This window comes from Streptomyces monashensis (assembly GCF_001866665.1).
Taxonomy (GTDB): domain Bacteria; phylum Actinomycetota; class Actinomycetes; order Streptomycetales; family Streptomycetaceae; genus Streptomyces; species Streptomyces monashensis.
In genome coordinates this window covers 46,214-62,016 of the sequence record NZ_MLYO01000067.1, presented here as the reverse complement: position 1 = coordinate 62,016, position 15,803 = coordinate 46,214, and the positions used below count along the sequence as shown (strand labels likewise).

The 15,803-nt window shown below is 67.4% G+C and carries 15 protein-coding genes and 3 pseudogenes; 10 read left to right on the top strand and 8 right to left on the bottom strand.

The window, feature by feature from the left end; all coding sequences use genetic code 11:
• Window positions 1–274 precede the first annotated feature (274 nt).
• Together BIV23_RS35680 and BIV23_RS35675 are read left to right on the top strand one after the other, a co-directional pair.
• Entirely contained in the window at window positions 275–820 is a 546-nt protein-coding gene (locus BIV23_RS35680; RefSeq protein ID WP_245790809.1) for a helix-turn-helix domain-containing protein, read from the top strand.
• A gap of 46 nt (window positions 821–866) precedes the next feature.
• Window positions 867–2,420 carry an APC family permease gene (locus tag BIV23_RS35675; RefSeq protein WP_071385110.1) on the top strand — a complete coding sequence of 518 codons (1,554 nt, stop codon included), beginning with the start codon at window positions 867–869 and terminating at the stop codon, window positions 2,418–2,420.
• Between the two features lie 249 nt (window positions 2,421–2,669).
• Here BIV23_RS35675 and BIV23_RS35670 read toward each other — a convergent pair whose 3' ends face one another.
• Window positions 2,670–3,227, bottom strand: coding sequence for a PH domain-containing protein (locus tag BIV23_RS35670; protein WP_071385109.1), 558 nt, complete (start codon window positions 3,225–3,227; stop codon window positions 2,670–2,672).
• Window positions 3,228–3,390: 163 nt separating this feature from the next.
• On the opposite strand from BIV23_RS35670, the gene BIV23_RS53390 reads away from it, so the two are divergent.
• The 5 genes and pseudogenes from BIV23_RS53390 (at window position 3,391) to BIV23_RS35650 (ending at window position 6,077) form a co-directional block, all read left to right on the top strand.
• Window positions 3,391–3,516, top strand: coding sequence for a hypothetical protein (locus tag BIV23_RS53390; protein WP_281250193.1), 126 nt, complete (start codon window positions 3,391–3,393; stop codon window positions 3,514–3,516).
• 54 nt (window positions 3,517–3,570) lie between these two features.
• Window positions 3,571–4,482, top strand: coding sequence for an integrase core domain-containing protein (locus tag BIV23_RS35665; protein WP_245790816.1), 912 nt, complete (start codon window positions 3,571–3,573; stop codon window positions 4,480–4,482).
• Between the two features lie 32 nt (window positions 4,483–4,514).
• Window positions 4,515–4,865: pseudogene (locus BIV23_RS52645) on the top strand (tyrosine-type recombinase/integrase); the annotation flags it as partial.
• Between the two features lie 244 nt (window positions 4,866–5,109).
• Window positions 5,110–5,493 (top strand): hypothetical protein, encoded by a 384-nt coding sequence (locus BIV23_RS52640; RefSeq protein WP_245790808.1) that lies wholly within the window; start codon window positions 5,110–5,112, stop codon window positions 5,491–5,493.
• Window positions 5,490–6,077: a DUF6262 family protein gene (locus tag BIV23_RS35650; RefSeq protein WP_071385107.1), complete on the top strand. Its 588-nt coding sequence runs from the start codon at window positions 5,490–5,492 to the stop codon at window positions 6,075–6,077. The genes BIV23_RS52640 and BIV23_RS35650 overlap by 4 nt, the downstream gene beginning before the upstream one ends.
• Window positions 6,078–6,162: 85 nt before the next feature.
• On the opposite strand, the gene BIV23_RS53385 is transcribed toward BIV23_RS35650, so the two are convergent.
• Entirely contained in the window at window positions 6,163–6,285 is a 123-nt protein-coding gene (locus BIV23_RS53385) for a hypothetical protein (RefSeq protein ID WP_281250192.1), read from the bottom strand.
• 52 nt (window positions 6,286–6,337) lie between these two features.
• On the opposite strand from BIV23_RS53385, the gene BIV23_RS35645 reads away from it, so the two are divergent.
• The gene (locus BIV23_RS35645) at window positions 6,338–8,455 is read left to right on the top strand and encodes a WD40 repeat domain-containing serine/threonine protein kinase (RefSeq protein ID WP_071385106.1); all 2,118 of its coding nucleotides are present in this window, start codon (window positions 6,338–6,340) and stop codon (window positions 8,453–8,455) included.
• A gap of 295 nt (window positions 8,456–8,750) precedes the next feature.
• Here the strand turns inward: BIV23_RS35645 and BIV23_RS35640 are convergent, their stop codons facing one another.
• The 5 genes and pseudogenes from BIV23_RS35640 to BIV23_RS52635 form a co-directional block, all read right to left on the bottom strand.
• Complete coding sequence (locus BIV23_RS35640; protein WP_143079180.1) at window positions 8,751–9,992, bottom strand: hypothetical protein; 1,242 nt, start codon at window positions 9,990–9,992, stop codon at window positions 8,751–8,753.
• A gap of 305 nt (window positions 9,993–10,297) precedes the next feature.
• Window positions 10,298–10,674 (bottom strand): annotated as a pseudogene (locus tag BIV23_RS54130) (IS1634 family transposase); the annotation flags it as partial.
• A 70-nt stretch (window positions 10,675–10,744) separates the two neighbouring features.
• Window positions 10,745–10,945, bottom strand: a pseudogene (locus tag BIV23_RS47425) (trypsin-like serine protease); the annotation flags it as partial.
• 361 nt (window positions 10,946–11,306) lie between these two features.
• A complete protein-coding gene (locus BIV23_RS35630) occupies window positions 11,307–12,026 on the bottom strand; it encodes a hypothetical protein (protein ID WP_143079179.1) in 720 nt (239 codons plus the stop codon).
• A 520-nt stretch (window positions 12,027–12,546) separates the two neighbouring features.
• Window positions 12,547–12,888, bottom strand: coding sequence for a hypothetical protein (locus BIV23_RS52635; protein WP_245790807.1), 342 nt, complete (start codon window positions 12,886–12,888; stop codon window positions 12,547–12,549).
• Window positions 12,889–13,557: 669 nt separating this feature from the next.
• Between BIV23_RS52635 and BIV23_RS53380 the strand changes: the two genes are divergently transcribed.
• Window positions 13,558–13,683: a hypothetical protein gene (locus BIV23_RS53380; protein ID WP_281250190.1), complete on the top strand. Its 126-nt coding sequence runs from the start codon at window positions 13,558–13,560 to the stop codon at window positions 13,681–13,683.
• Between the two features lie 165 nt (window positions 13,684–13,848).
• Here the strand turns inward: BIV23_RS53380 and BIV23_RS35620 are convergent, their stop codons facing one another.
• Entirely contained in the window at window positions 13,849–14,379 is a 531-nt protein-coding gene (locus BIV23_RS35620; RefSeq protein WP_071385101.1) for a hypothetical protein, read from the bottom strand.
• 768 nt (window positions 14,380–15,147) lie between these two features.
• On the opposite strand from BIV23_RS35620, the gene BIV23_RS50785 reads away from it, so the two are divergent.
• Window positions 15,148–15,594: a glycoside hydrolase family 75 protein gene (locus BIV23_RS50785; RefSeq protein ID WP_177240152.1), complete on the top strand. Its 447-nt coding sequence runs from the start codon at window positions 15,148–15,150 to the stop codon at window positions 15,592–15,594.
• The last annotated feature ends 209 nt before the right edge of the window (window positions 15,595–15,803 follow it).

Below are 15,803 nucleotides of genomic sequence, written 5' to 3'. Positions count from 1 at the left end.
ACGGGACACCGGTCCGAACCCGCCACCGCACACCGTCCACCAGCCGCCGCCGACCCGGCGACCTGCGACTCACACCCGCCGCAGGAAGCAACGACTCCAGCACCAACCACTGCTCATCAGAAAGATCCCCACGCCCCACACCGTGATCATCACAGCACGAGGCATGGCCCATAACTCCGACCTAAAACACGGCCTAGGCCTGCGTCCGGTTGCGGAGGTCGGTTGGACCTGCGGTCTGGTGCGCGTGCCGGACGCTGCGGGAACATGATCGGCCGTGCTGCTGCGACTGGCTTACCTGGGCGTGACGAACGCGTTCGTCATGCTGTGCCTGCTGTCGATGAGCGACCGGGACAAGGACGTGGAGATTCTGGTGCTGCGCCATCAGATTGCGATGTTGGAGCGGCAGCTGGGCGGGAACAGGCCGTGGTTCGAGCCGGGCGATCGGGCGTTCCTGGCGGCGTTGCTGCACCGGCTCCCGCGGGATGTGCTGCGTCGGTTGCGGTTGTTGGTGCGGCCGGACACGGTGTTGCGATGGCACCGTGACCTGGTCGCGCGCCGCCATGCCGCCGGGTCCCGGCCCAAGCGCCCGGGCCGGCCGCGCACCGTGCACTCCATCCGCGTCCTGGTGCTGCGCCTGGCGCGCGAGAATCCCGGCTGGGGCTACAGGAGGGTGCACGGCGACCGCGGATCGGCCTCCGCTCGGCGAAGCGGTCCCTGCCTCCATTCCCATGTTTCGGTGCGGTTTCCGTCACTTTTCGGGTGGATAGGTGATGGTCAAGAGTTAGACATGAACACTTGTGTGCTTTTGAGGTACGGCTGATCATTGGCCGCATCCCGCCCCTTCCACTCGCACGCAGGAGCTCCCGGTGGCCGCTGGTCAGATAACCTCCGAGCCTGCCGACACGCCGGCAGCAGCTCTCGCGGAGCGGCAGAAGCTGCGCAAGCACTTCGGCCGCTTCGACATCCTGTTCTTCCTCCTGTGCACCATCGTCGGTGTGGACACCATCGGCACCGTCGCCTCGAAGGGTGCTGAAGCATTCACCTGGCTCATCGTGCTGGCCGCGGTGTTCTTCGTGCCGTCCGCACTGCTCACCGCCGAACTGGGAGCCGCGTTCCCCGACGAGGGCGGTCCCTACATCTGGACCAGCCGGGCCTTCGGGCGGCTCGCCGGTGCCGTCAACAACTTCCTGTACTGGATCACCAATCCGGTGTGGCTGGGCGGCACGCTCTCCGTATCCGCCGCCACTGCCTACACCACCTTCTTCAACGACGGGAAGAACCTGAGCACCACGGCCTTCTACGCCTTCACTCTCGTGTTCGTCTGGGTGGGCGTGCTCGCCGCGATCCTTTCCTTCGACGTCGGCAAGTGGATTCCCACCGTCGGCGCCTGGAGCCGTTTCATCCTCCTCGGACTGTTCACCGTCACCGTCGTGGTGTACGGCATCCAACACGGCCTGCATGGATTCGGTGTCGGCGACTTCTCCCCGACCTACGCGGGATTCGTCGGACTGGTACCTGTCCTGATGTTCAACTACGTCGGTTTCGAGCTGCCCAACACCGCCGGCGACGAAATGACCGACGCTCAGAAGGACGTGCCGTTCGCCATCTTCCGCAGCGCCGGCCTCGCCGTACTGCTGTACGCGCTGCCGATCCTCGGCATCCTGCTCGTCCTGCCGGTCAAGGCCATCACCGGTCTCGGCGGTTTCGTCGACGCCATCCGGCAGGTCTTCACTGTGTACGGCGGCCATGTCGCCGCCGACGGCACAGCCACACTCAGCGGCGCCGGCCGCCTGCTCGGAGACCTCGCCGCGATCATGTTCATCCTCACGGTGCTGTCCTCCGGAGTCACATGGATCATGGGATCCGACCGTGCCCTCGCCGTCTCCGGCTACGACGGCGCGGCACCCCGCTTCCTCGGCGTCATCTCCAGCCGGTTCGGCACCCCCGTACGGGTCAACATCCTCAGCGGTGCGGTCTCCACGACCGTCCTCATCCTGGCCCACCAACTGACGGGCGGCAGCGCCGGCAAGCTCTTCGGCGCCGTCCTCGGCCTCGCCGTCTCCACCACCCTCGTCAGCTACCTGGGCATCTTCCCGGCGCTCGCGGTACTGCGCCGCAAGGCTCCGGACTTCCCCCGCCCCTACAGGGCGCCCATCCCTCGCACCATCAGCACGGTGCTCACCCTGCTCATCCTGTTCGCCAGCGTGCAGCTGGTCGCCCCGGGACTCGGCGACCAGTGGTTCGGCTCCGGCTACGCACCGGCCGGCTGGAGTTACGGCGAGCGCTGGAGGTACCTGCTCACGGAGGCCGTCCCGCTGGTCGCCTTCATGCTCCTCGGCGTGCTCTTCTGGGTGCTGGGCAGACCGACCCGCACCGCACCTGCGGGGGCGCTCACTACAGTCAAAACGCGCCACGTGTGATCTGGGAACGCCCAACGCAGGCGTGCAGGCCAGAGCCTGTTGCACCGTCAGCATCTCGGCACGGAGATGACCGAGGGCCTCGTCGCCCGTTGAAGATCCACCATCTTGAAGTCGGTGGTCACGAGGCTGGCGTGACTCGTTGACCGCGCACTCGTGCTGGTCGCGGGCGGTTGTCGAAACTCAAGATCGTCTGCCGTTTCGGCCCTCGCCGATGCGGGGGGTACCTCGGCGTGCGCGGGACGCGTGGAGTCACACACAACTGCTCAGCGCCCGTGCAACATGGGCACGCTGCCAGTCCTCCGGCCGCGGGTCATCCACGAGCCCCACCCCGTGCTGTGCGAACTGGTGGAACAGTGCGCCATGCATCGAGAGTCGCCGATGGTCCAGGCGGCTACGGCCGAACCCGGCGAGCACCGGTCCGCTGCACGGCGCTCGGCGGCCTTCCGGCGTGACTCGGTCGAGACGAATCCGGATCTGCCACGAATCGGTTTCGCTCTCGGGCAGCACGAAACAGAAGCCCGCGATGTCCGACCAAGGCACCTTCCGCTGCCCGAGGGGACGCACGACAGTTACGCCCTCCTCGTCGAAGCTCACCAGGAACCGGCGTTTGAGCACGGGCTGGAGCAGGACGGTGACAAGTACCGGAAAGCCGATGACCGCCGCGACCGGCCCCATGGGAAGCACTCCGCAGCCGTGCAGACCGGCTCCGAGGAACCCGCCCCCCATGAACACAAAGAAGAACCACCCGAACGCGACGTGCATTTCAAAGACATCGACGGTCACCACTTCCCGTCGCCTCCCGTTCATGGCGCCTCCTGCACACAGCACTCGCGCTTGCCTCGCACCAACCGTGCGGGTGCGGATAAATCATCCACCCAGGTGGAGGCCTTGATCGGCTGCCCCTTCAGGTCTCGCTCGCCGACCACTCCGATGTCTTCATGTGCAGACGCGGACGGCATCATGGTCTGTCGTGCTGCTGCGTCTGGCCTACCTCGCCGCGACCAACACCCTGTCGCTCCTGCGTCTGCTGCCGATGAGCGACCGGGACAAAGACATCGAGATCCTTGCCCTGCGGCATCAACTGCTCGTACTGTAACGCCAGTTCGGCAAGCCCACGTTCACGGTCACCGACCGCGCCCTCCTCGCCGGCCTGCTCCACCACCTCCCGAGGAAGAAGCTTCGCAGGCTCCTGCTGTTGGTACGCCCGGACACGATCATGCGGTGGCATCGCAACCTGCTCAAGCGACGACATGCCGCCCCCTGCGTACCGAAGCGGCGCGGACGCCCACCCACGGTCCGATCGGTCCGCGCCCTGGTCCTGCGCCTGGCTCACGAGAACTCCTCGTGGGGCTATCGCCGGATCCACGGCGAGCTCGCGGCGCTGGGCATCAAGGTCGCCGCCTCCACCGTCTGGGAGATCCTTCGAGAGCACGGCATCCCGCCTGCGCCCGAACGCCAGAGCACGACCTGGGCCGCCTTCCTGCGCAGCCAGGCCGATGCGCTGCTCGCCTGCGACTTCTTCGAGACCCTCACCTTGACCGGGGTGCGTCTGTACGTCTTCGCCGTCATCGAGCACTCCACCCGGCGCATCCGGATCCTGGGCGCCACCGCTCACCCCACCGCGGAGTGGACCGTGCAGCTCGGACGCAATCTCATCATGGACCTCCAGGACGCGAGCAGCCAGGCCTGTTTCCTCATCCGCGACCGCGACTCGAGGTTCACGCAGGCCTTCGACGCCCTGCTGTCCGACGCCGGACTGACAGTCGTCACCACCGGCATACAGATACCCCGAATGAACTCCCTCATGGAGCGCTGGATACAAACGTGCCGGTGCGAGCTGCTGGACCGCACCTTGATCTGGAACCAGAGCCACCTCCTGCACGCGCTCCGCGAGTTCGAGACCTTCTACAACGAGCACCGACCGCACCGAGCGCTGAAACAAGCCGCACCGCTCCGACCACAAGCCGAACCGATAAACGTGCCAGCGCAGGTCAGGCACCTGGAGGTCCGCCGACGAGACCGACTCGGCGGAACCCTTCACGAGTACCAACATGCCTCCTGAGCAGGCCGGATGATTAATCGGCACCCGCAGGGCTGCCCCTGCCCTGGCACGACCAGACCAAGGTCGGCAACCTGAACGCGGCCGTCCGCATCCCCGACCACCTCCTTCACCGGCTCGAAGAACGCCGCCAAAAGACCCTGACCCACTTCGCCGAACGTCACGCTGGCCGCCCGCCCACTGCTGCTGAGCGCGCTCACCTGGCCCTGTTCCCCACCGACATCCTCAACCCCGACGGCCGCCGCGCCCTGTCCTACACCTGGTTCCACACCGGCTTCCGCGCCTGGATCGCCGGCCTCGACCTCGGCGGACACTACGTCGCCCACCAGGCCCGGCACACCCTGGCCACCCGGCTGCTGCGGCACGGCGCGACCCTGACTCACATCCGCCGCTACCTCGGCCAGGTCTCCGACCGCATGGCCGAGCACTACGTCCACCTGACCCAGTCGGACCTGGACAACGTCCTCCAGCACGTGTGGGTCGCCGGACCCGGCACCGCCCGTCCCGGCGACCTCCTCACCAGCGACACAACACCACTCACCCGCGAGCAGGCCCACGCCCTGGCCATCGACCTGTCCCGCCGCAGCACTCCCGCCGAGGGCGGGTTCTGCACCTTCCAGCCCGTCGTCTATGGAGGCGCCTGCCCCTGGAACCTCGACTGCCACAATTGCGACAAGTTCGTCCTCTCCGGCGCCGACCTCCGTTACTGGCGGCGCAAACGAGAGCAGTGGCGGCTGCTGGCCGAGGGCGCCCGACGACGCCACCGCCGACTACCTCCACCGCTACTTCGAACCCACCGCCCGCGCCATCGACGGCCTGGAGAAGGCCCTGGCCGGCCTCGGTCTCCTCGACGACGCTCTCGCCCTGGACCTGTGCAAACCCCAGGACTACTTCCACCGCGTGTGGTCCACCGCCTTCCGCGCCGCCGACCTCGCCGACGCCGCACAGGACAGCGGCGAGGACAGCGACACGTACACAACCGAGGACACCGGCCCCGAACAGGACGTCGCATGAACACCGCCGCCATCCCCGAACCTCGCACCGCTGCGGCCCTGGCAGCCCGCCGCCGCAAGACCGAGACCGCCCTCCACCGCGTCCACGAGGCCGTCACTCGTCTCCGGCGTGAGAAAGCCCCGGTCAGCGTCGCCGCCGTCGCCCGCCGCGCGAACGTCTCACGCACCTTCCTCTACGACAACCCCGAGGCCAGGACTGCGGTTGCCCCCGCCATGGCAGAGGCTGGTGAACGCCGATCCCAGATGCTCGCCGAGCAGGGCGACGAGCGCGAAGCGACGTGGCGCGAACGCGCACTGAACGCGGAAGACGCGTTGAAGGCTGCCCAGACAGAGATCCTCACCCGGCGCACCCGGATCGGCGAACTCCTTGGCCAAATACGCGACTTGGAAACCGAGTGGAGCGAGGCGGCCATCCAGCGGATCACCACCGAGAACACCGCGCTCAAGCAGCGAGTCCGCCAGCTCATCGCCGACAACCGCACCCTGGACGAGCGGCTCCAGGCCGCCCGCTCCAACCTTCGCTTCCAAGACCGCCGCGTCGCCGACCTCGAAACCCGCATTGCCGATGGGCGCAGCTCTCCTTGAGTGGTCATGACCACCCGGCGAGTGTGAGGACGTTGTGAGAGCGGAGGTATTGGGTGCATATGGGTTCGCGCCGGCATGGTAGCCATTACGCGTCGAAGTTGCCGTTCCAGACCAGGGTGCGGAGTTTGACGAGGGCCTCGGCTCCGGTGACGTCCATACGGTCTTTGACCAGGCGCTGGCCGGGGGCCGTGGTACAGGTGATCGTCACGCTGCACAATGGCCTCTGCAACGCGGGCAGTTGACTACGGCAGGGGGGAATCGTGCGGGCGGGGGACCATCTCTCCGGTAGGTACAGGCTGAACGTGCGGCTTGGGCACGGTGGCATGGGCGAGGTGTGGCGAGCATTCGACACCGAGCTCGGCCGCCCGGTCGCGGTGAAGGTGTTGCTGCAGTTCCACGCCACGCATGAGGAGCTACAGCGGTTTCGGCGCGAGGCGTCGATCGGCGCCCGGCTCAAGCATCCCGGTATCACGGTCGTGTACGACGTCGGGCAGCACGAGAACCGGCAGTTCATCGTCATGGAGCTGCTGGAAGGGATGGACCTTTCCCAGCTCCTGGCCCGCTCGCCCGGCGGTCTGCCGGTGGCCGAGGCGGTCGGTCTCGCGCTGCAGACCGCAGAGGCGCTGGCCGCCGCACACGGCGGAAAAGTGGTGCACCGCGACCTCAAGCCTGGCAACCTCTTCCTGCAGGACGACGGCCGGATCAAGATCTGCGACTTCGGGATCGCCCGGGCCGCGGACACCACCGGCAGTATCACGGTCACCGACCGGCTGGTCGGCACTCCGGCCTACATGGCGCCGGAGCAATGGCGCGGCGAGCACGTCGACGCGAAGTGCGACCAGTACGCACTCGGCTGCGTGCTGCACGCCCTACTGGCCGGCACCCCGCCGTTCCCCGTCTCCGAGCAACCCTGGGTTTTGATGCACCGGCACCTGGAGGAAACACCGCCCGCTTTGCACAGGCTACGAAACGACGTGCCGGCGGAGATCGCCGAGCTGGTTACTGCGCTCCTAGCCAAGCACCCGGACGCTCGGCCGGACGCGGCCAGCACCGCCCAGCGCCTGCACTCGATCCAGCGGCATGCGCCTGGACCGGACTCGACCTCCACCCGGGATGCAACGCCACCCAGCCGTGGCCCCGCACCAGCATCAGAGGACCCGACCACACCGGTCACCGCCACCGCGCCCAACCACGACACCGCGCCCGCCCCCACCCAGCCCATCGTCCCGCCGCTCGCGCCCGCAGCCCTTCGCCACCGCCCACGCCGCCGCGCCCTCATCCTCGGCTCACTGGCCACGGCATCGGCCGGGACACTCGCCGCACTGGGACTGACACTCGCCGACAGCGCGGGCACCCCCAAGAAAGGCGGCAGCCCGAGCCCGGGCCCGAGCCGGCACCCGGCCAGTAGCCCCGGCAGCCCCGTGACGCTCCGAGGCGGCGGCAATGCGGTCGTGCGTTCAGTGGCGTTCAGCCCGGACGGCAACACCCTGGCGAGCGCCGACGACGACGGCGAGGCCAGGCTGTGGAACGTGGCCACCAAAACGTTGGCCAAGACCTTCACGCACAAGCCCGTGAACCCATGGCCTAAATCACTCGCTCAGGTCACCGCTTTCAACCCCGCCTTCTCGACGGCCTTGTCCGTGGCGTTCAGCCCGGACGGGGCCAGATTGGCCGTCGGCAACGGTGACGGGACGGTCAGCGTGTGGAACGTCGCCACCGGCGCCGAAACCACACTCCCGTACCTCGATCCTGTCGAGTGGAACGGCTCCGTCGCTTACGTGGCGTTCCATCCGAGCGGCGGGATGCTGGCAGCGAGCTACGACGCCCCTGCCTTCAGGTTGTGGAATCTGTCCACCCGGACGGCCGGCACGCCGCTGACCACCGGCGATACCTCTTGGATCTCAACTCTGGCGTTCAGCCCTTCTGGCACCGTCCTGGCGACCAGTTCCGGCAACGGCAATCCCGGGAACACCACCAGCGACGGACGGCTTCAACTGTGGGACGTCCCCTCCCGCTCGAACATCGCCACTCTCGCCCGGACCAATTCCACGTTGCACTCCCTGGCATTCAGTTCCGACGGGAAGAGGCTGGCGAACCTTCGCTCCGACGGGACACTCACGCTCTGGGACGTATCGGCCCGCAGGAGCACGGCCACCCTCGCCGGCCCCGGCTCCGAGATAACGTGCATCGCGCCCGGCCCAGGCACCCTCCTCGCCAGCGGAACCAAAGACGGCGCTGTCAATGTGTGGAACACCGCCAACAGCGGGAGCACCGCTGCCGTCACCACCGACACCACAAGCAACTGCATCGCCTTTAGCCCGGACGGCAAGACCTTAGCCAGCGGGGGCACGAACCTCACGATGTGGACGATGACGTAAGGCAACCCTCGGACCGGTCGTGAGTGGCGCAACGGCCGGCCCGAGGGGCGTAAGAAGCGTCCGAGGCCACCCGTGAATGCCGTGCGGATGGCCTCGGGCCGGCCCGTCAACAGCCCATGCGCGATACTGCGAGGGTCCTCTCGGCGGCCTCGCGGTATCGCGCGAGTGCCTCAGTGGTGACAGTGCCTCCAGGAGCGGTGGCGGGGCGCGGGTATCCCGCGGGGGCGAGTCCTCCCGTGAGATGCCCACGAGGCCACTCACGAGGGCCGTTGGCAGGGGTAAGAGGATGTGCCGCTTAATCGGCGGCGCGGGCCGACCGGCGCCGGATGACGGCATAGAGCCCGCCGCCGACCGCGAGCAGGACCGCGGCGGCCCCGGCGATGGCCAGCGGGTCACCGGCACCCGTCCGCGCGAGAGCCCCGGACGGTGAAGGGTCCGTACCCTGGGCGGATGTGCCGTTCGCACCAGCGCCGCTGGTGCTGGTCGAACCGTCGTTGGAGGTGCCCGTGGTGCTGCCGCCCGTCGAGCCGCTGCCGGTCGTACCACCGGTGGTGCTGCCGCCGGTCGAGCCGCCGGTGCCCTGGCCGTTGCCGCCCTGGTAGCGGTCGTTCGTGAACAGCAGGCCCTTGGGGCTGCTCAGCTGCAGGAACGTGCTGATCCGACCGGACTTCAGGTCGAGGCTGCCGAGCACGCCCTTGAGGGAGTCCGAGTCGCCCGGGACGGAGGTGAAGGCCTGGCCCGGGGCGAAGTAACCCGTGATGGCGAGGATTTTGTTCGCTTTGCTGTCGACGACGTAGAGGGTGCCGGTCGTGGTGGTGGCGAAGGCGGTGTCGTCGACCTGGGTGTTGAGGTTCAGCACCGAGGGGACGTGGCCCCGGCCGATGTAGATCTGCTGCTTGTCGCCCTGGCTGTCGAGGAGGAGGTCGCCGCCGGCGCCGGGGACGACCGCGGGCACCTTCTCGCTGGAGTCGGGGTCGGAGAGGTTGAGCTTGCTGCTCTTGCCCGTCACGCGGTCGGCGGCGGTGGAGTTGTCGTTCAGCACCGGGGTCAGGGCGATCGTTCCCTCCTTGCCCGCGGCGCCCTGTGTGAACCTGCCGGTGTAGAGGGCGGGCTTGCTGTAGGTGGTGCCGTTGGCGTCGGCCGCGGGGGCTGAGGCCGTGAAGTAGATCTTGCCGTCGGCGGAGAGGGCGCTGTCGGTGCCACCGCCGTGGGTGAGCCCGGTGTAGGCGTAGTGGTGCACCTGCTCGGCGGCCGAGCGGGACGGCGCGATGGTGTAGGCGCTGGAGTTCCCGTCCTCGTTGACCGTGGCGATGACGCGGTCACCTTCGGGGTCCGCGCCCAGGCCGTCGACCTTGCCGGTCAGCGGCCAGGAGGCGACGACCTGGCCAGAGAGCGTGTACTCGTAGACCGTGCTCTTGGTGGCACCGCTCGGCGCGGGCTTGCCGTCGGAGCCCACACCGTTCTGGTACGCGACGAAGAGGTGGCCGCCGAGACGGGCGATGTCGTCCGGGCTGCTCTGGCCCGACGGCCCGGTCACGAACTGGTGGACAGTGAAGCCGGAAGGAGCGGAGGCCTGCGGGGTAGCCGGCGCCGCGTATGCGGGCAGCGGGCCCGCCATTCCGACGGCGGCCAGGGTGGCGGATATGGCGAGGGCACGACGAATGGACAGGTAGACGTTCCTAGGGCTGGCCGGAATCGAGCCTTCGCAGTCTGCGTGCGCGCTATGGCGCCCAGGCAACCGCTCGGCGAACAGTGAGTGCCTCAAGGAAGACCCGACCGCGCTCCGGCCGTGCGGTTCCAAGCGGCGGGCAGCGGCGTCCCGTCGCCTCAGGCGCATCCCGGCCGTATTCGCTCGTCGAGGCGGTGGTAGACCGGCCGCAGGTCGAGGGGGATTTCATCGTGCGGAAGGCGCGTTCGGCTTCCAGCAAGTTCTTGTAACCGAGCGCGACGTCCTCGGCGGACGGGTCCGGGGCGCTGGTGGCCAGCAGGTACTTGCCGTCGAGGCGGATCTCGGCGGTGGCCTTGGCGGCGTCGATGGACAGCCGCCCGGTGGTCGGGTGCTGCTTGAGCCAGCGACCGAGGGCAGGATGGTCGCGCAGCGCGTACTCGGCCTTGCGGTGCGGGGCGTCCGAAGGAGCCGCGGGGCGTTTGCCGGTCTTGGCCGCCTTGGCCTTCGCCCTGGCCGTGCCGGCCTCCCGGGCGGTCTTGATGTGCGTCAGCGGCGCCGGCCCCCGGACGGGTATCGGGGGGCCGGTTCATGCCGAGGGGCGGGGCCGCTCGGCCCGTGGGTCAGCCGATCTGCGCGCCGTATGCCGCAAGGGCGGCCGGGACGGGCTGGAAGAAGGTCTGGCCGCCGTTGGTGCAGTCGCCGCTGCCACCGGAGGTAAGGCCGAGGGCGCTCTCGCCGTCGAAGAGGGCGCCGCCGCTGTCGCCGGGCTCGGCGCAGACGTCGGTCTGGATCAGTCCGCTGACCGTGCCTTCCTGGTAATGATCGGGAAGCCGGTCCAGGACCGTCGACAACGTGGTCAGGTCAGGCAGTTCGGCGAGTGGACAGGGCAAGTCGACGTCCTCGCAGCGGCGTTGCAGGACATCGATCTGGGAGGTTGACACGCGAACGCGCCCCCTGTTCGTGATCAAAGGCTTCGACAACCTTGATCACCGGGGGCGCGTTCGTCGCCTCTGGCCCGGACACCTGGGACCGCCTCAGTACGAACGCGCTGATCAGTCCATCTCGCGGGAACCATCAGTCGGGGTGAAGCGCCCGCCAGGCATTGTCACGCGCCCGTGACCAGCACATGTGCAGGGAAACTGCAGTTTCGGTCTGCAGAGTTGGCGGTGGTGATCTCGGGTTTCACGGGGTTAGTTGTTTGGCGATCCTCAGGAGTTCGGCTTCATGCAGGTCCCGATCCGTGGTGCTCACGATGAATGTGTAGGTCCCGTTCGTCGATGTCACGGTGTTATTGGAGTCCGGGGTGGGCCGACCGATCCACCCGTGGATGGACTCTGGAGTGCCAGCCGCACTTACTGTGAGCTTTCCGGCGATTTGCGTGATACTCAACGACGCCTTCTTCGAGGTGCGGTGGTAGAAACGGGTCCAGACGGGCCCTGAATTCCGGTCACGCATGAAGAAAGGGGACAGCAGCTCGTGCTGGCTGGAGTCGCTCCACTGCACGTCAGTTGTCGGCGAATAGCCTGGTGGGAGATATTGCGGATTGGCCAGCCGCTTCTGGTCGAGAGGGGCAATGGTCCAGCCGTTACTGCCGTCTACCAGCCGTCGTGTCCCCAGCGGCGACTGCAGCTTCGTGGTGATCTGCTCGTCGACGGTGTCGCACTGAGGCCGGAGATCGATATCGCTTTCCTTCAGAACCAAGGCAACGGAATCGCGGGATTCGCTTGCCACCAGGAGAGGCGGGTCCTGCTGGCATGGGGCCCGGCTGTTCAGGGCGGTGATGGTACGGCCGTCACCACTCACCAGTACTTCACCCAAGAGCCCCTCCCCATGCCTGCGGTCCTTCATGATCCATTCAGTGACAGCAACGGCGAGAGCAACGCATACGGCAACGGCCAACATGATGCGCAGGGTCCGGTGGAACCTTATCGGGATCACGGTCGCGCTCCAAGGTGGGCTAGCCAGCTCCCTGGCTTCATTCGATCGGTCATGTAATCGTCGGGGCGACACTCCGCCCTTGCATCGCACGGGTTCAACGGGCCCGTCCAAGCCGAGAGAGTAGGGGATGGTTCACCAAAGTGCTTCTCCTCTGACCAGGCCGTACGGGTTGCGATGAGCGTAGTGTGGCTCACCGCAGCGGGATTTTCCGTCTCGCACATGCCCCCGACTGCCATCCGCGCGTGACATCAATGACGGAACCCCAAGGCGGATCCCGGTGACCGTCCGCATACTGAGGAAGGCAAGGATTCGCTCCGAAGTCCAAGAGCCCACCCGGCCCACGAGGGGCGGGGCGTCTTTTGCACTCTGGTCACTTCCGAGCCATCGCGGGGTCGTCTCAGGCGTACCAAGGCCGACAGAGACCGGCGACCCGACCTGATGCCCTGTCCGAGCCGAGTGGCAGAGTCCTGTGTGCACAGGGCTGCTACCATCCAGCCGGGGGTTCTACGGCGACGACCTGAATGCGGTCACTGAACTTCGCGCCCAGTTCGCGCTTGGCCTGCTGCAGGTCGCCGTTAACACCGACCTCCACGACCCCACGGGTGAATCCGAGCTCATCCCCTCCGCTGCTGACCCTGACGATGCGGTAACCGGTGGTGTTCCCCATAAGCGGCACCACGCGGTCGTGCGTCGCCCGTATCTCCTTCCTGGATCGCGGTGCGTCGTGGAGATCGACGTGCACCCCCAGTCCGAGCTTTGCGAGGGCAGCATCGAAGCGCGAGTCCGTTTTGCGATAGACGATGAGGCGGTCTCCGGCAGTGTCCACCTCCGTTCCCGTATAGGTGTCCGGGAAGGAGGCACCCAGTTGTTCGATGGAGTCCGCGGCCTGATGGAGTGCCGCCTCGTTAGCCGGCCCGGCTTTACCCGTGGACGGGTGGGCAACGGGGCTGGGGCCAGTAGACGGGGTGCCGCTCCGCGGAAGTCCGGACGGTGTGGCGGACACCATGCCCGTAGGGGCGCCGGAGGACTGCCGGCTGTGCTGCTCGCAGGCAGCAGTGAGCAGGACGGCGGTCGCGGTCACTTGATCCTGGTGTTGTCGATGCGGAGCTTGCCAGGCGGGACCCGGTTGCCTCGTCCGACGGCAGCCTGCCGAAGTGGGTACCCACCAGCCGAAGGGGCCTGTCGGGCTAGCTCCTGGGCAGACGACACTACGGCCCGTGCAAGGCCCTGTTCGAGTGCGTCAAGAGCTTGGCGAGCCCGCGATGCGCTCGAACAGGATCCTGCCGCACCAGCTGAGCACGATGAAGCAAGCAGTTACGACGATGCGATCTGTTGCGCAGCTCGGCCGGGCGCCCCGGGCAGTTTCCGCGCCGATGGCAGAAGAATTCCCTGCTGATTGCCATGATGAGGCCAGGACCATGACAGGGCTGGCGCACTCTTGACGTACACCAAACACAGCAGAGATCTGCGACTTGAAAGGCTGTAGGTGCCTGGGATGAACCACCCCCACGACATGGCCGCTCCGCTACTGGCCGGCGGAGGGCTCCGGATCGTGCTCGTCGTCGCGATCGTGGGCATCGCGGCGACCGCGGTGCTGTTGCTGCGCGGTTACCGCAAGTAGAGGTGTCTTCGCTCAGGCTCTGCATGGCAGAGCCTGCCCATTGTCAGCAACTGAGTTGCTGATGCCGTCCGACCTGTTGCCGACGCTCCAGCAGCCGGAATACGGCTGAACTCGATGCCCCCGTCGCCCGGTCCGGCTCGCGGCGAGAGCCTCCGGGACGAGGGGTCAGCTCAGGCCGACGGCCTGGAGGGCGGTGGTCCAGTCGGTGGCGATGGCCTGCTGTGCCGGGGCGAGCTGGATCGTTCCCGCGCAGACCGCCTGGTACAGCTTGTACTCGACGGTGTCCTTGTCAGCGGAGGTGTAGCCGCCGACGTCGTAGCGGGGTTCGGGCCACAGGTTCTGCTCGCTGGTCGGGTTGCCGCCCAGCGACAGGGGTATGAGGTGGTCTTCCTCGTAGTCGGCGGTGCTGGTGTCGCTGTAGCCGTACTCGGCGATCTGCTTCACCTTCAGGGCGTTGGTGTAGCTCGTGGACGGGCGGATCGAGGAGCTGTAGCCCGAGACGCAGATCGTGGAGTCGATCGTGGACTGGCTGACCGCGGAGTTGAGCGCGCCGGGCTGGCAGGCGGCGTCCTGCAGCGGCAGGTAGGACTGCGAGCAACTGGCGGCCTGGGCGGTGCCGGTGGTGGTGACGATCAGGCCACCGGTGGCCAGGGCCACAGACGATACGACTACGGCGAGTTGGCGCATGCGGGACATGGGGACTCCCGGGTGGTCGAAGGGTCACTCCGACGGATCGTCAAAGTGTCAATGACATGACAACATCGGTATCGTCTATGCGAGTAGACCCGTGAAGTGAACAGCTCATTGCCGACGGGTAACTCTGACCGTCTATTGGCGACGAGTCACCTTCGAGTCCCGCCAGTCGACGCGCAGGTGGCGTTCTCCACCGCCCGGCTCGGCACGATGACCGAGCCGATCCGGCCGGAACGTCGAGGGCTTCAACGTTCCCCGGTGGCAGTTCATATGGAGGGTCTCGCCGACATCACGGGGCCGCAGGGGGCCACAGGGCGCCGTTGAAAACGGCAAGGATGCGAGGACTTGCTGCAACAGCCGCGGACGCCACTCCCACCTGTCGGGCATCGATGACCGATGAGCAACAGTCAGTTACCATCACGTACATCACAAAATGCAACAAAAGGTGTCTTCTCTTCAGAGAACAGGGCCCATCGTCGACACAGCACCAGTCAAGGGAGCAGCACGCCCATGCTCACTTCCCCTGCCCGTCACGTCGTCGCGGCCGCACTCGCTCTCGCCTCACTCGGTGCAACGAGCACACCCTCGGCCGCCTCGCACGCACAACCGCGCGCCGTCTTGGCCGCCGACGGATTGCCGTCCGCCCAGGACCTACTCGATGCAGCTCAGAGTTGCCGGCGGGTGTCCCACGGAACATTCCGGGCCTCCCTGCCCGGCCATGCTGACGTGCCTGTCTGTCGGGCCGGCAACGCGTACGTCTGGCGCTCCAGCATGAGTATCGACTGCGACGGGCGGACCGCCGCACAATGCAGCCGCAGCACCGACGGCGACGCCTTCGCGCCCGAGACCGCCGTTGACCAGTCCGACGGGCGGCCCTTCAACGCCGCAACCACGCCCTACGTCGTCCTTCCGCGACCGGACAACCCCACCTGGAGCTATCGCGACGCCGGCATCAGCCCGGGAGACGTGGCGGCCGTCATTTACAACGGACACGTCGAGTACGCCGTCTTCGCCGATGTCGGCCCCCGACAGCAGATCGGAGAAGCCTCCTACGCCACCGCTGCGGCCCTGGGTATCGACCCCGACCCCAGCAACGGCGGCACCCGCGGCGACGTCACCTACGTCCTCTTCCCCCACACCCGGCCCAACCCCGTCGAAAGTCACTATCAGGCCGTCCAGAGGGGGCGAGCAGCCGCCGCGCTACTGGTCAGCCGTTGAAAGCAAGGTGCTGGCTCAGCTTCGCCGCGGCGGCGGCGCGGCCGCAAGAGCGGTCCCCTGCTGGGCTGGTGGTCGGAGCGGCAGAAGGCGGGTGAGTACAGAGAACGCGGAATGCCTGGTGCCGGGGCGGAGTTCGCCGCGCCCGTCTCTCGGCGGCGGGCCACAGAAGTGTCTCGCCCCGAGCCCGGGCGCGACATCCTCGCGTCGGA